Source organism: Hyphomonas adhaerens MHS-3, assembly GCF_000685235.1.
Classification (GTDB): Bacteria; Pseudomonadota; Alphaproteobacteria; order Caulobacterales; family Hyphomonadaceae; genus Hyphomonas; species Hyphomonas adhaerens.
Map to the genome: position 1 here is coordinate 97,407 of NZ_ARYH01000001.1, position 13,983 is coordinate 111,389.

At 63.2% G+C, this 13,983-nt stretch carries 13 protein-coding genes; 5 read left to right on the forward strand and 8 right to left on the reverse strand.

Translation table 11 applies throughout. The features are described 5' to 3' along the window. Window positions 1-76: 76 nt before the first annotated feature. Both HAD_RS00440 and HAD_RS00445 read right to left on the reverse strand, forming a co-directional pair. On the reverse strand, window positions 77-1,528 hold the full coding sequence (locus HAD_RS00440) for an AMP nucleosidase (RefSeq protein ID WP_035568609.1): 1,452 nt from the start codon (window positions 1,526-1,528) through the stop codon (window positions 77-79). 118 nt (window positions 1,529-1,646) lie between these two features. Next, window positions 1,647-2,336, reverse strand: coding sequence for a hypothetical protein (locus HAD_RS00445; RefSeq protein ID WP_035568611.1), 690 nt, complete (start codon window positions 2,334-2,336; stop codon window positions 1,647-1,649). A 747-nt stretch (window positions 2,337-3,083) separates the two neighbouring features. On the opposite strand from HAD_RS00445, the gene HAD_RS00450 reads away from it, so the two are divergent. Next, a complete protein-coding gene (locus HAD_RS00450) occupies window positions 3,084-3,437 on the forward strand; it encodes a UrcA family protein (RefSeq protein WP_035568614.1) in 354 nt (117 codons plus the stop codon). A gap of 150 nt (window positions 3,438-3,587) precedes the next feature. On the opposite strand, the gene HAD_RS00455 is transcribed toward HAD_RS00450, so the two are convergent. Together HAD_RS00455 and HAD_RS00460 are read right to left on the reverse strand one after the other, a co-directional pair. Further along, entirely contained in the window at window positions 3,588-3,944 is a 357-nt protein-coding gene (locus tag HAD_RS00455) for a YXWGXW repeat-containing protein (RefSeq protein ID WP_035568616.1), read from the reverse strand. A gap of 13 nt (window positions 3,945-3,957) precedes the next feature. After that, window positions 3,958-4,626 carry an EF-hand domain-containing protein gene (locus tag HAD_RS00460; protein WP_035568617.1) on the reverse strand — a complete coding sequence of 223 codons (669 nt, stop codon included), beginning with the start codon at window positions 4,624-4,626 and terminating at the stop codon, window positions 3,958-3,960. A 217-nt stretch (window positions 4,627-4,843) separates the two neighbouring features. On the opposite strand from HAD_RS00460, the gene HAD_RS00465 reads away from it, so the two are divergent. Continuing rightward, window positions 4,844-6,160: a sensor domain-containing phosphodiesterase gene (locus HAD_RS00465; protein WP_162177449.1), complete on the forward strand. Its 1,317-nt coding sequence runs from the start codon at window positions 4,844-4,846 to the stop codon at window positions 6,158-6,160. A gap of 82 nt (window positions 6,161-6,242) precedes the next feature. Here HAD_RS00465 and HAD_RS00470 read toward each other — a convergent pair whose 3' ends face one another. Next, entirely contained in the window at window positions 6,243-7,280 is a 1,038-nt protein-coding gene (locus HAD_RS00470; protein ID WP_035568621.1) for a ribonucleotide-diphosphate reductase subunit beta, read from the reverse strand. 306 nt (window positions 7,281-7,586) lie between these two features. Here HAD_RS00470 and HAD_RS00475 point away from each other — a divergent pair, with 306 nt between their 5' ends. Beyond that, window positions 7,587-8,132, forward strand: coding sequence for a 2'-5' RNA ligase family protein (locus tag HAD_RS00475; protein WP_035568624.1), 546 nt, complete (start codon window positions 7,587-7,589; stop codon window positions 8,130-8,132). A 39-nt stretch (window positions 8,133-8,171) separates the two neighbouring features. Here HAD_RS00475 and HAD_RS00480 read toward each other — a convergent pair whose 3' ends face one another. Further along, a complete protein-coding gene (locus HAD_RS00480; protein ID WP_035568626.1) occupies window positions 8,172-8,531 on the reverse strand; it encodes a group I truncated hemoglobin in 360 nt (119 codons plus the stop codon). Between the two features lie 141 nt (window positions 8,532-8,672). Between HAD_RS00480 and HAD_RS00485 the strand changes: the two genes are divergently transcribed. Then, window positions 8,673-9,368: a winged helix-turn-helix transcriptional regulator gene (locus tag HAD_RS00485; RefSeq protein WP_035568628.1), complete on the forward strand. Its 696-nt coding sequence runs from the start codon at window positions 8,673-8,675 to the stop codon at window positions 9,366-9,368. Window positions 9,369-9,385: 17 nt separating this feature from the next. Here HAD_RS00485 and HAD_RS00490 read toward each other — a convergent pair whose 3' ends face one another. Next, complete coding sequence (locus HAD_RS00490; RefSeq protein ID WP_035568630.1) at window positions 9,386-11,101, reverse strand: SulP family inorganic anion transporter; 1,716 nt, start codon at window positions 11,099-11,101, stop codon at window positions 9,386-9,388. A 75-nt stretch (window positions 11,102-11,176) separates the two neighbouring features. Continuing rightward, window positions 11,177-12,922 carry a cation:proton antiporter domain-containing protein gene (locus tag HAD_RS00495; protein ID WP_035568632.1) on the reverse strand — a complete coding sequence of 582 codons (1,746 nt, stop codon included), beginning with the start codon at window positions 12,920-12,922 and terminating at the stop codon, window positions 11,177-11,179. 166 nt (window positions 12,923-13,088) lie between these two features. Between HAD_RS00495 and HAD_RS17655 the strand changes: the two genes are divergently transcribed. Beyond that, window positions 13,089-13,943 carry an alpha/beta hydrolase gene (locus tag HAD_RS17655; RefSeq protein ID WP_162177450.1) on the forward strand — a complete coding sequence of 285 codons (855 nt, stop codon included), beginning with the start codon at window positions 13,089-13,091 and terminating at the stop codon, window positions 13,941-13,943. Window positions 13,944-13,983 lie beyond the last annotated feature (40 nt).

Sequence of the window (13,983 nt, forward strand, 5' to 3'; positions counted from 1 at the left end):
ATTCATATCATGGCTGACGGGCGCTGGCGCCCGCCCTGCCGGCCAGCTTTATCGGCCAGCTTTTATCGGCCAGCTTTTATCGGAACGGCGGCTCGTCGAAGCTGCGGAGCTTGCGGCTGTGCAGCTTGGCGCCCTTGTCGGCGGCGAGGCGTTCGAGCGTCTCGATGCCGATGCGGATGTGCTCGCCGATGGCCCGCTCGTAGAAACGGTTGGCGGCGCCGGGCAGCTTGATCTCCCCGTGCAGCGGCTTGTCCGACACGCAGAGCAGCACGCCATAGGGCACGCGCAGGCGGTAGCCGTTCGCCGCGATGGTCGCGCTTTCCATCTCGATGGCGATGGCGCGTGACTTGTTGAACCGCGGGGCCGAGGCTGAAAAGCGAAGTTCCCAGTTGCGATCGTCCGTGGTCACCACGGTGCCGGTCCGCAGGCGCTTCTTCAGCTCGTCGCCAGATTCCCCGGTGACATGGGCGGCGGCTTCCTGAAGGGCGATCTGGACTTCCGCCAGCGCCGGGATGGGGATCTCCGGCGGCAGGACCGAGTCCAGCACATGATCTTCACGCAGATAGGCGTGCGCCAGAACATAATCGCCGATGGCCTGCGAATGGCGCAGCCCGCCGCAATGGCCGACCATCAGCCAGCATTGCGGACGGATGACCGCCAGGTGATCGGTGATCGTCTTCGCATTCGCTGGGCCGACACCGATATTGACCAGCGTGATGCCGGCATTGTTCGGGGCACGCAGGTGATAGGCCGGCATCTGCGACCGACGCCAGGGGGACGCATCTATTTCGGCGCGGGAGTTGGCCGTCGGCTCGGAAATCTCCAGCCCGCCCGGCACCGAAAGAGAGGTGTAGCGCGAGCCATTGCCCAGCTGCTCCAGCGCCCAGTCGCAGAACGCATCGACATAGCGGTGGTAGTTCGTGAACAGAATATAATGCTGGAAGTGCTCCACCGGCGTGCCGGTATAGTGCTGCAGGCGTTTCAGCGAGAAATCCGAGCGCAGCGCATCGAACAGGGCGAGCGGACGTTCGGTGAAAGGCTCGTACAGTTCGCCATCGGCCACCTCGTCCCCGATTTCCGCCAGGTCCGGGCTCGGGAAATGGCGGGCGAGTTCTGCCGGGGAGATTTCCTCAAGGCCGGAGGCCTGCCCCTGCTCCCACACATAGGCGTAAGGCATTTCCGATTGCGAGCGTTCGACGAAGACCTCGATCTCGTAATACTTCAGCAGCGGGGTCAGCTGTTCCATCAGGTACGGGCGGAAAAAGTCCGGCCGCGAGAAGGTGGAGATATAGGTGCCCGGTTCCGAGATACGGCCGAAGGACCGTGAGATGCGCGGGGCTGGCCCCTCCGGATTGTAGACGATCCGGATCTGCGGATAGCAGAAGGCGCCGGATGCGCGCAGTTGCGGATCGGGCGGCGTGCCTTCGTGCAGGAAGGTGTGAAGGGCGGCGGATTGCGCCTCGACAGCCTCGGTATAAAGCGCTTCGAGGGCGTCAATGACGGCTTCAGGTGTAGTGAGTTTCGACATGTCGCCATCTGCCCCAGAGGGAGAGGTCTGTCAATTCACCATAATATGAAATCGGCCAGCACCCCTGCCCGGCACGGGGCGGGCCCGGCCGGTGAAATGCCTGTCTTTTCAGACGGGTTCAGCTGGAATCGAGAATGGGCAACCAGGACAGGGCTGCATCGTGCAGTGTCCAGAACAGTTCGCGCAGGACGGGCGTGTTCTGCCGCCCGGTACAGGCGGCGGGCGGCTCGTTCGCGACGGGCAGCGGCAGGGATTTGTCGGCCCGGATGCGGGCGAGCGTGCGGCGGAACCGGGCGACCTGCGCCTCCGGATCGCAGAGCGCCTGTTCCAGCGCGGCGAAGCGATTCATCAGCCGCTTTGCCGGCACAAGATCCTGCGGGCCCGGCCGCGCCTCGGGGTCTGAACGGGCACCTTCATAGCGGGCGCGTGCCGCAAGCCGCGCGGCGAGGCGGGACGCTTTCTTTGCGGGCGACAGCGATGCCTCGGTCAGGCGGAAGACAGGCAGCCCAAAGACCCGGGGGCCTGCCCCGTCTGCGGGCGGGGCGGCCTGACAGACACCCTTGCGCTGCGGTGCGGGGCCCGCCTCCGGCAGAGGGGTCTCCATCGCGGTCAGGAACAGGATGCGGCGCACCATCGTCTCCAGCCGCTTCAGCTCTGCATCCACCGCCCGGCATACCGCTCGCGGCAGGAAGGCGCGCACCCCCAGCGGACCGAGGCCAAGCTTTGTGGCAAGCGCCGCGGCCTGCTGGCCGGCATAGGCCCAGGCAAGGCCGAGCGATGTGGAAAGGCGAACGGGGGGAATCATCATGGCGCCACTCTGCGTCCCGCCCTTCCCCGGAGGATTGAGAGGCGCGCTCCCCCACAACTGGCGGCCCGGAAAGCGCGCGGATCGCGGCGTACGCCACCGCGCTTGTCCAACACGCGATGCTGGATATCGACCCGGCTATCCCCACGATGGGCAGCCCATCCGGCACAGCAGACCGCAACGGCGAACACCATCCGTAGAAGGAATATTTATTTTTATCTGCAAACGGATAGTCTTGCCGATCCCCTTAGACCCGGAAAGGATTTAAGGTTAACGCGGACACAGCCGGAACACTTGACGCGGCGGCATCTGCAGCACCGCCCTCAGGCATCCGGACACAGAGCACTTCGCCCCTTTTCGCAAGGCAGCATTGCGTTGCTGCAAGGGTCGTCCGGATGGAGATTTTTGACAGAATTCTGACGGTTCGCCCGACAGCGGGTGAATGCAGTAAACACTGCCAATGGCGACTGGCGGCAAAGGTTTGGGCAATCCTGCCTGAACAGCAGGCGGACAGGATTCTTACAGGCTTCCGGATGCAGTTCGCTGAGAAAACACTCTTGTAATGCTGCGCTTGCGAGATGATTGTTGCGGTGCAGCACGCGGCCGCTTCGGGGCTGGCCAACGTCTGCCCGGTGAGTGTGTGTCCGGGCCGGCGTGTTTCGAAGCGAATTTCCCGCGTGATGCATGCTTGAGGGAGGAGTTTCAAAGCCGTCGAGAAGACGGCACCAAACTCTGAAGGACTAAATTCTGATGATCAAACAAATGTTTACGGCCGCCGCCCTCGTCGCCGTGGTTCCGTTTGTCGCTTCGGCTGAAACCTCCACGCCGATCACCGTTGAAATCTCCTATGATCACGACCTGCTGGCATCCAATTCGGGCGCCGAGCTCATGCTCTCCGAAATCCGGTCCCAGGCTCGCAGCGCCTGCACCTCGTCGGGCAGCAAGTTCGGCCGCGCCCCGATGGTCGACCGCGACTGCGTCGATGCCGTGATGGCCCAGGCGGCTGTCAAAATCCTCAAGGAACGCGAAGAAATGGGCCTGAAAACGGCACCGGTCTTCGCCCGTCTCGGCACCATCGAGACCGCATCATACGAACAACGCTAGACCATTTCCTCCCGGAATAGCGTTGGAGGGGCGCCCGCGGCCACGGGCGCCCCTCACTGATTCCGGGGACAGGGTCCGGAATCCAGGCGCAAGAAAAGCCCGGCCGGGAAAACCGGGCTCTTCCCACTGGTCCTGACTGCTGATGGGGGTCTACTTCCAGCGGCCAGGTTTTCGGTACCAACCTCGATTGGATTTCACCCACTGGTCAGGCACCCAGAGAGCGCCTGCATGCGGGGGTGACCGGTCCCAATGACCGTCGATCCAGACAAAATCAGTCCCGGTCCAGCTCCAATAGCCACTGATCCAGACTGACAGGGAAGTCGGACGCGGCGGGATGATAACGGTCCGCGGCGGAGGCGGTTTGGCCGTGATGTAAACGACGCCCGCCGGAGGCGGACCATAGTGCCGATGCGGGCCATAGCCGGCGCAGGCGGTCAGACCTGCGAGGGCAAGGATGGCAACGGCAGAAAGAACGCGTCGGCTTGCCAGATCTCTTCTGCTTTCCATGTCTCACTTCCTGTTACATGCCGCGATTGTAGGACTGCAGCTCGCCCCAGCTCAGCGTGCCGTCATCATTCGTGTCGGCTTCCAGCCAGGAATGCTCGCCAAAGCGCATGTATTCCTCACGGCTGACGATGCCGTCGCCATTGCCGTCCATGACCCGGTAGCGCTCGGTCTTGCGCAGGTTCGCCTGCTGGCGCATCAGCGCCTGGCGTTCCGGATTGGCATTGCTGTAAGGACCGGGGCCGAAGCGCGCGGCATGGTACTCTTCCAGCGTCAGGCCGTTTCCGTCAGCATCCATCTGACCGAACATGTCGCGGTGCCAGTCTTCGAATTCTGCGCGGTTCACACGGCTATCGCCATCGCGGTCGAATTTGTGCAGGCGGTCCTGCGTTCCGAGATAGCGCCGGTCACGATCCGGATCGCGCATCATGTCGCGGTCCCGGTCGCGGTCCTGCAGCTTGTCACGGCCGGAAGCGGGATCCATCACGCGCAGCCGGTCACGGTCCATGTCACGGTCCATGTCACGGTCCATGTCACCGGCCATGGAGCCCATGCCGGCGCCCGAGCCGCTTCCGCCCTGTCCACCGCCACCCGGTCTATTACCGCCCTGCGCAACCGCAAGGCCGGACATCGCGACAGCGCCGACCAGAATCGCCGCGGCTCCCAGGAATTTCAGTTTCAGCATTTCTGCCTCCTCATGCTGAACATGCCGCGAACCAACCGCCGCAGCCTTGCCCTCCCAAGCAGGTGCCAGTATTCCACAGCACGCTGACAACAGCCTGACGGGCGTGCTTATTTCTCGAAGATGCGTTCGCGGCGCGTATCGTCCGGCGGCAGGACGCAATGCCTGAACCGGCCTGCCGCGGCTTATCCTTGCCCCTTGGTTAATGAGGTGCGGAAACATGGCGCCGATTGTTTCCCATATCTCAACAAGACCGCGTTACCTGCGCAGTATGGAAAACAGTCTCTCGCATCTGACGAGCTCGTTGATATCGAAGGATTCCGATATCATGGGCGCAGGCAAGTCAGATCTCTTTGATTCCGCGCTCGCCGCGGTTCGCGAACATCTCGGCCTGGATGTCACCTACATTTCGGAAATCAGCGACCGGCACATGGTTTACCACCATGTCTGCGACCCGGCAGGCCAGGACACCCCGGAAGACAACCGGCTGAGTGCCGGCGATAAGCTGGCGCACAAGAAAACCTACTGTCACAATGTCGCCGTCGGGAATTTGCCCGAATTGATCTGCGACACGCAGGATATCCCGCTTGCACGAGACCTGTCCGCGACGAAAAACCTGAACATCGCCTCGCATATCGGTGTCCCGGTTCAGCTGAAGGACGGGCGCATCTACGGCATGATGTGCGGTTTCAGTCACCAGCCCAACAAGACGCTGAACGAGCGCGACCTGGCGACGATGCGGATCTTTGCAAATCTGGTGGGCGAGCACCTGGACGAAAAGCTCCGTACCGAGTCCATCATTGAAACCAAACTCCGCCGCGTACGGGACGTGCTTGATTCAGACGCGCTGGACGTCGCCTTCCAGCCGATCGTCAACATCACAAGCATGCAGACCGTGGGCTATGAAGCCCTGAGCCGTTTCTCCGGCCCCAGCGCCTGCACACCGGACATCCTGTTCGCAGAAGCCGGCGATGTCGGCTGCCGCACTGAACTGGAACTGCACGCCATCGAAAAGGCCCTCGGCGCCATGCCGCGGCTGGAACCGCGCCAGTTCCTGTCGGTCAACGCGTCACCGTCCACCCTCGTCAGCGAGGATTTCCTGCAACTGGTTTCGCGATACCCGCTGCAGCGTATCGTCGTCGAGGTGACCGAGCATGCGCAGGTCGGCTCTTACGACCAGCTGTCGGCCGCCCTCGCCCCGCTGCGCCGGCAGGGCACGCGCCTTGCCGTGGACGATGCTGGCGCGGGCTATGCCTCCATGCGCCATATCCTCCAGCTGCATCCTGACATCATCAAGCTGGACATGAGCATCACGCGGGACCTGGATTCCTGCGCGTCCCACCGGGCGCTCGTCCGGGCACTGGTGTCGTTCACGCAGGAAACCCGCGGCCATGTGGTTGCCGAAGGCATCGAGAAGGACTCGGAGCTCAGCATCCTGCGCGAACTCGGCGTCCACAAGGGCCAGGGTTACCTGCTGGGGCGCCCGTCGAAGACACTGCCGGACCTGCCCGAACCGGACATGCGCCTGCGCGCCTGATCGAAGACGGCCAGCAGAAACAAAAAAAGCCGCCGGCAGAGCATGCCGGCGGCTTTCTTGTTCCGGACGCCGGGCGCCTGACCTATTCGGCCGGGACGTTATCCGGCTTGGCGGCGGGGCGCTTGTCGAACTTGGTCCAGACACCTTCATCGCCGTGCCAGTCACCCTTCGTGGCGCCTTTGGAATATTCCGTGGCGCGCTGTTCGAAGAAGTTCGCGTGCTCGACCCCGTTCAGGATCTCTGTCAGCCACGGGATCGGGTGGACGGTGACACCATAGATCGGCTCCAGCTTCAGCTGGCCGAGGCGCCAGTCCGCGATGTAGCGGATATAGTTCTTGATGTCGTCGGCCGTCATGCCTTCGACCGGGCCCATCTCGAAGGCCAGCTCGATGAACTTGTCTTCCAGCGCCACCACGGTGCGGCAGCATTCGCGGATCCGCTCGCGCAGCTCATCGTTCATGACGTTGGTTTCGGCGCAGAAGGTGTGGAACAGCTTGATCATGCCTTCGCAGTGCAGCGACTCATCGCGCACCGACCAGGAAACGATCTGACCCATACCCTTCATCTTGTTGAAGCGCGGGAAGTTCATCAGCATCGCGAAGGACGCGAACAGCTGAAGGCCTTCCGTGAACGCACCAAACACAGCCATGGAGACGGCAATGTCTTCGTTCGACTCACAGTCAAACTGGCCGAGATAGTCGTGCTTGGCGGCCATCTCCTTATATTCCATGAAGGCCGAGAATTCGCTGTCCGGCATGCCGATGGTTTCGAGCAGCAAGGCATAGGCCGCGATGTGGATCGTCTCCATGTTGGAGAAGGCCGACAGCATCATCGACACTTCCACCGGTTTGAAACGCGGCATGTAGTTCGTCATGTAGTTGGCGCCGACCTCGACGTCCGACTGGGTGAAGAAGCGGAAGATCTGCGTCAGCAGATTGCGCTCTTCATCGGAGAGTTTCACCGCCCAGTCCTTGCAGTCCTCGCCCAGCGGCACCTCTTCCGGCATCCAGTGGACCTGTTGCTGCGTCTTCCAGAAATCATACGCCCACGGGTAACGGAACGGCTTGTAGGCCACGCTTGGGGTGAGCAGTCCGGGAAGAGAAGAATCGGTGGCAGCCATGATGGGCCTCCTTGGCAAGCGAGTCGGTTATAAGGGTAATCAACACCACATATAGTGCTTAAGAAGCGTTAACGACGCAAGATGCAGCATGCCGCACGCGACATTAGTCCACAGGGTTGCGCACAGAATTGGCTTGCACTGGGCAGAAGCCTAGCACACTCCGGCAGGGATCAGAACAAGCGCAGCGCTCATGCTGAACGAAGGCGAAGCACGGGCGCGGGCTGGCACGCCGCAAGGCACCGATAGTAAAGTAGGCGCAGGACAAGGGGGACCCGTGACCATGCCGAATCGCCAAAAGGGCACGCAATGAACCGCGCCTTGTTCACCCTGGCGCTACCGGAATTTGCGCCCGGTGCCCGCGAATGGGTGGACCGTGTCCGTGTCACACACGACCGGGAGTTCGCCGACCGGGTTGGTCCGCACTTCACGCTCGTCTTTGGTGACACCTCCATCGATCAGGAAGCCTACTTCGCTCATGTGGGCGAGGTCGCGGGCGCGGCACCCCCCTTCCCGTTTGCCTGCCGCAGGGCCGAGGTCGGGACGGACCATCAGAACGACACCGGCTATGCCTTTCTGGTGCCTGACGCGGGCCACAGCGAACTTCTGGATCTCAGGGCTGCGCTGCACACGGGCCTCTTCGCACCCCTCCTGCGGCTGGATATTCCGTACAATCCGCACATCACGGTCGGCAGGTTCGAGCGTGTTGGCCCGGCCCGGCCGATTTGCGACGCGCTGAATGCCTCCGGGATAGACGTGTCAGGCAGGATCACCGGTTTAACGGTGGTCGCCATGCAGCCGGATGGACGCATTGACGAGGTGGCTGGTTTTCCCCTCGGCGCACGCGCGGGCTAGGCCTTCATGCTGAGCGACGGCGAAGCACGGGCCCGGTTGCTACTGCCCCACGACCTCATTTTTCATACTGAAGAAGACGAACAGGACTTCCTCCTTCTCGCGCTGGCCGACGCCATTCTTGTCGAGCGCGATGAGCACGTCGTCCAGAACGGCGACGAACTCGTCATTCGAGATATTCATGCCGCGGTGCGTACCGACCATGTCCTTGCCGGTATAGACATTCGGCCCGCCGGTCCCCGTGGTGAAAAACTCCGCCGCTCCCTGCTTGGCTTTCGGAATGTCGCTATCGACATAGCGGCGCGCGATCACGGGGTTCTTAAGGTGGGTATCCAGCAGGTCGCTGGCGAGCTGGGTGATCCCCGCCTCACCCCCAAGGCGTTCGAACAAAGTTGCAGACATGACGCTCCTCCTAATGAGCAGGTTTCGATCAAAACCAGCCAGCCCTGGCTGCCCGGTGGACCATGCCTGTGCTGCCGGGATCGAAGCGTCCAGTTCAATAAGTGTATCTAAAAGGACCGAAATCGCCCATACAGGGCCGGTATGACCGCCAGCTACAAGCAATTCTGTCCCGTCGCGATGGCAGCCGAAATTCTGTGTACGCGGTGGACGATGGTCCTGTTGCGCGAATTGCTGGCAGGATCGACCCGCTTCAACGAGCTTCGCCGGGGCGTACCGCGCATGTCGCCAGCCCTGCTCTCCCGCCGCCTAAAGGAACTGGAAGCAGCCGGAATCGTCGAACAGGTTCAGCGGGACGGAGACGGCGCAAACGAATACCGGCTGACCGAGCCCGGCAGAGACCTGCGCCCGGTGATCGAGACATTCGGCATCTGGGGGCAGCGCTGGGTCGATGCCGACCTGTCACTCGAAAACCTCGATCCGTCACTGCTGATGTGGGACATGCGCCGCAGTCTCAACACCTCTCCTCTGCCGAACGCGCGCAGCGTGGTCCAGTTCATCTATTCGGACCTGCCGGCCTCCCAGAAATACTGGTGGCTGATCGTCGAACCGGACGGCGAGGTCGACTTGTGCTCGGTCGATCCGGGCTTCGAGATCGACCTTTATGTGACAACGCACCTGCGCCCAATGACGGCCATCTGGATGGGCCTGTCGACGGTCAAGGCAGAGCAGAAAAACGGCTGGCTCCATCTCGACGGCGATGCAGATCTTGCCGAGCGAATGCAGACCTGGCTGGGGCTGAGCCCGTTCGCGGCCGAGGCCAAGCGCATACCGAACTAGCCTATCGCGGAGAGCGCTTACCTCTCATCCAGCATGGCCAGCGCCTTGGCCTGGGCGGTCTTGATGTCCGGTTCCACGAAGACATCCGGCGGGCCGACATGGTGGGCCTTGAGGGCCGCTTCGGTCGCTGGGTTCAGGCCGGTGATCCAGACAGCAATCTTGTGGCGGGCCGCCGCCTCGACCAGACCCTCGATCGTGTGGGCGGCGGTCGAATCGACGAAGGGCACCTGCGAGAAATCCACGATCAGGGCGCGGTGCTGGTCGCCGATCCGGTCGAGCACGGAGCCGATGGTCGCCGCTGCGCCGAAGAAGAATGCGCCGGAGATGCGATAGACGATCACATCGCGGCGGGTGTTGGTGGCCTCGTCATAAGGCACGCGATCCCGCAGATTGTCGGCCTCGTCCGGCCGGACGAGCGGCGCGCCGAGGTCCACCGTTGCGGCCTGCGACATGCGCTGGATGAACAGGGCCGCGCCGAGGGCGAAGCCGACGATGATCGCTTCGGTCAGGTCGCGGAACACGGTCAGGCCGAAGGTGGCGAGCAGCACAGCGGCGTCCCCTTTCGAGGCCTTCAGCAGCCGCCAGAAGGCGTGCTTCTCGAACATGTTCCAGGCAACCACCGCCAGCACGCCTGCCAGCGCTGCCATCGGGATGTAGGCGATCAGCGGGGCGGCGATGATCATCATGCCCAGCAGGAAGACCGAGTGCAGCATGCCGGAGACCGGCCCATGCGCCCCTGCCCGCACATTCGTGGCCGTCCGCGCAATCGTGCCGGTCACACAGATGCCGCCGAACAGGGCCGAGCCGATATTGGCCGCGCCCTGCGCCACCAGTTCGCAGTTCGAGCGGTGGCGCCGTCCGGTCATCCCGTCCGCCACCACGGCAGAGAGCAGCGACTCGATGGCCCCCAGCAGGGTGAACGAGATCGCCGCCGGCAGCACGTCCATGACCTTTGCCATGGACAGCGCCGGAACATGCGGCATGGGCAGGCCGGCAGGCATCGCCCCGAAGCGTGTGCCGATGGTGGCGATGTCGAGCTTTGCCAGGGCCGTCACCAGCGCCGCCAGCACCACCGCCAGCAGGATGCCCGGCCAGCCGGGCCGGTAACGTTTCAGCGTGAAGATCACGGCCATGGTGCCTGCCGCGATGGCGAAGGCGTGCCAGTCCGCCGTCGGCGCAGCGGCGGCCAGGACGGGCAGCTTTTCGAGGAACGGCCCCGGCTCTGTCCCGGAGAGGGTCAGGCCGAACAGATCCTTCAGCTGGCTGGAGCCGATGATGATGGCGATGCCTGCCGTGAAGCCCACCGTCACGGGGTACGGCACGAACTTCACGAATGTGCCCAGCCGCAACCAGCCCGCGAGTGCCAGCAGGATGCCGGACATCAGCACCGCCAGGATCAGCCCGTCCATGCCATGGGTCGCCGCGGTCGTGTTGACCAGAACGATGAAGGCGCCCGCCGGTCCGCCGATCTGGAACCGGCTGCCGCCCAGAAGCGAAACGAGAAAGCCGCCGACGATCGCCGTGATCAGGCCCTGTGCCGGGCTTGCCCCTGATGCCACGGCTATGGCGATGGATAATGGCAGGGCCACGATGGCAACTGTGAGACCGGCAATCGCATCGGCCCGCAACCGGCCGAGATCATAGCCTTCACGCAGCACCGTTATGAGTTTCGGCGTGAAGAGGTCGGAAAATCCGGGAGTTGGCGGCGCGGCTTTTTGCGTGAATGAAGTCATGGCTCGCCTACCCCGCTATCCGAGAACGCATACCTCTACACCACCAGAAGGTGTAGATGAAAGAGGCGAAACAACTCAGGTCTGCTCCAGCGTGGCCTTGCGGTATTCGGCATCGCGCTCGGCACCGATGAGCGAACGGACCGTATCTGGCGTGTAGCCAAACTGTTCCAGCGCCCGGGCCGACATCTGCAGACCGGCCTCGATGGCATCCGGCACGACATGTGTGGCCCCGGCCTTGAACAGGCTGCGGGAATGGTCTGCATCCTGCGCGCGGGCGAGAATCGGAATTTCGGGACGGCCCCGGCGTACGGCGCGTACGATATGCTCGGCGGCCTGCGGATCGTCGATGGTCACCACGACCATGGCCGCACCCGGCAGGCCGGCCTTGTCGAGGATTTCCTTGCGCGCGCCATCACCGAAATAGACGCTCCAGCCCTGCTTGCGCAGGCGCGCCACCGTATCCGGCCGGCTGTCCAGCGCCACGACCCGCGTGTTCTCCTCGTCGAGAATGCGGGCCACCGACTGCCCCACCCGGCCAAACCCGGCGATGATGACATGGTTTTCCAGCTCTGCATTCTCGGCCGGCAGGGTCGTGGCATGGCCCTGCCCCTTGTTCTGCATCCGGCGCATGAGGGATTGCGACCCGCGCCAGGTGACCGGGATCAACAACATGGACAGGCCCGCCACAGCCGAAACCAGCGTCGCCTGATCGCCGCTGATCACGCCGCCCGCCACGCCGGCGGCCAGAACGACAAAGGCAAACTCCCCCGCCGGGGCCAGCAGGCCGGCGGTCTCCGTGGCCAGTTCCCGGCTGCGCCCGAAGATGCGGACGGCGACCCACGCGATGGCATATTTCACAACCAGCAGGGAGATCAGTCCCGCCAGCACCAGCGGCCATTGCTGCGCGATGACGCCAAGGTCCAGCCCGAGGCCAACCGTCATGAAGAAGAGGCCCAGCAGCAGGCCCTTGAACGGGTCGAGGTCCACTTCCGTCTGGTGCTTGAATTCCGTCTCGCCCAGCATCAGGCCAGCCAGGAACGCGCCGAGCGCGATGGACAGGCCCGCGCTGGCCGTCAGCACCGCTGCGCCGACCACGGTGAGCAGCGTAATGGCCATCAGGAAATCCCGCCCGCCGGCATCTGCCGCCATCTGGAACAGGCGGCGCAGAAGGAAACGGCCCACCAGCAGCAGGATCCCCACCGCCAGAACGCCCTGTACGGCGGCCTCCAGAAGGACAGTGCCAAGGTTCCCCCCGGCGTCCGTCGAGGCAAACCCGACAAAGATGAGGATTGGCGCAACCAGAATGTCCTGGAAAAGCAGAACCCCCAGCGCCGTGCGCCCGACAGGTGCCGAGGCCTGGTGATTGGCCGTCATCAACTGCATCACGACGGCGGTGGAAGACAGCGCAAGCGCCAGCCCGACCACGATCGCAGCGGTCAGGTCGAAGTCGAAAACAGTCGCCAGGACCGCCAGCAGGATCGCACTGGCGGCGGCCTGCACGATGCCCGCGCCGAACACGATCCGCCGCAGCGACCAGAGCTGCTCCACCGACAGCTCCAGCCCCAGCAGGAACAGGAGGAACAGCACGCCCAGTTCGGCGAACGGCGCAGCGGCTTCGGGCTCGGCAATGGTAAACATGCCAAGCGGCGCCCAGGTGTCAGAAAAGGAGCCAAGGCCCCACGGCCCCAGGGCTACGCCGGCCAGAATGAAGCCGACAACCGCCGGCAATTTCAGCATCCGCAGCGCCGGGACGACAAGGCCCGCAGCGATCAGGAAGACCAGCGCATCCTTGATGAGGATTTCATGGCTTCCATCGTGCATGCAGATTTCCCCTTATCGCGACTCATCGGCCCCGGTGCCGTCACATTTCCATCCTATCGGACCGGGCCTGTACTCTCCAAGGAAAGACATTACGTTGCATCAAGATTCACCGGAAATGCTGACACATGGCGTTCCATACCGGCGTCTTGTATGGAAGGTATCCGTCATGCGTTTCATTTTTACCGCGTTTCTGTGCTTGTTTGCCTGGATGGCCGTATCAGGGCCAGCCTCGGCCAAGGTGTATCGCGATGTGGTCTACAACCACATGCCGGCGGTCAGCGATGGCAACTTCATCATGGACATCTACGCCCCGGACGAGGCGGAAGACACGCCGATCATCATCATGGTGCATGGCGGCGCGTGGACCTTTGGCAACAAGCAGAACGCCATCGGGCCGAAACAGGCAGACTTCTTCACCGATGAAGGCTTCATCTTCGTCTCGATCAATTACCGCCTGGCCCCCGACCATCCCTTCCCGGCCCCGGTTCAGGACCTCGCAAGCGCCATCTCCTACCTCTACCGCAACGCCGACACTTATGGCGGCGATCCGGATTCGATCTTCCTGATGGGGCATTCCTCCGGCGCCCATTCCGTGACGATGGTCTCGATCGACCCGCAATACCTGCGTGCCGAAGGCCTGAACCTGGGCGTGATCAAAGGCACGGTGGCGCTGGACGGGGCCTCTTACAACCTGGTGCGCACGGGCAAGAAGCGGGGGGAGCTGCCGCGATTCTACCGGCCCGCCTTTGGCGGCAAGGAATCGGTCTGGCGTGCCGCCTCCCCGACCCTGCATGTGATGGACGGCCGGCGCATTCCGCCCATGCGGCTTTTTTATGTGGACCGGCCGGTGTCCCCGAGCCGCGCCAAGGAACTGGCCGAGACGCTGCGTGACCATGGCTATGACGCCAAGGCCGTGCTGGCCAAGAAGCGCTCCCACAAAAGCCTCAACAAGAAGCTTGGCACTGACGGCGACAAGTTCGCCCCGATGATCGTGGACTTCTTCCGCAGCCAGATGAAGTAACTGCCGGTTCGCTGGATGCGATCCTCATCAGGGCGCGCTT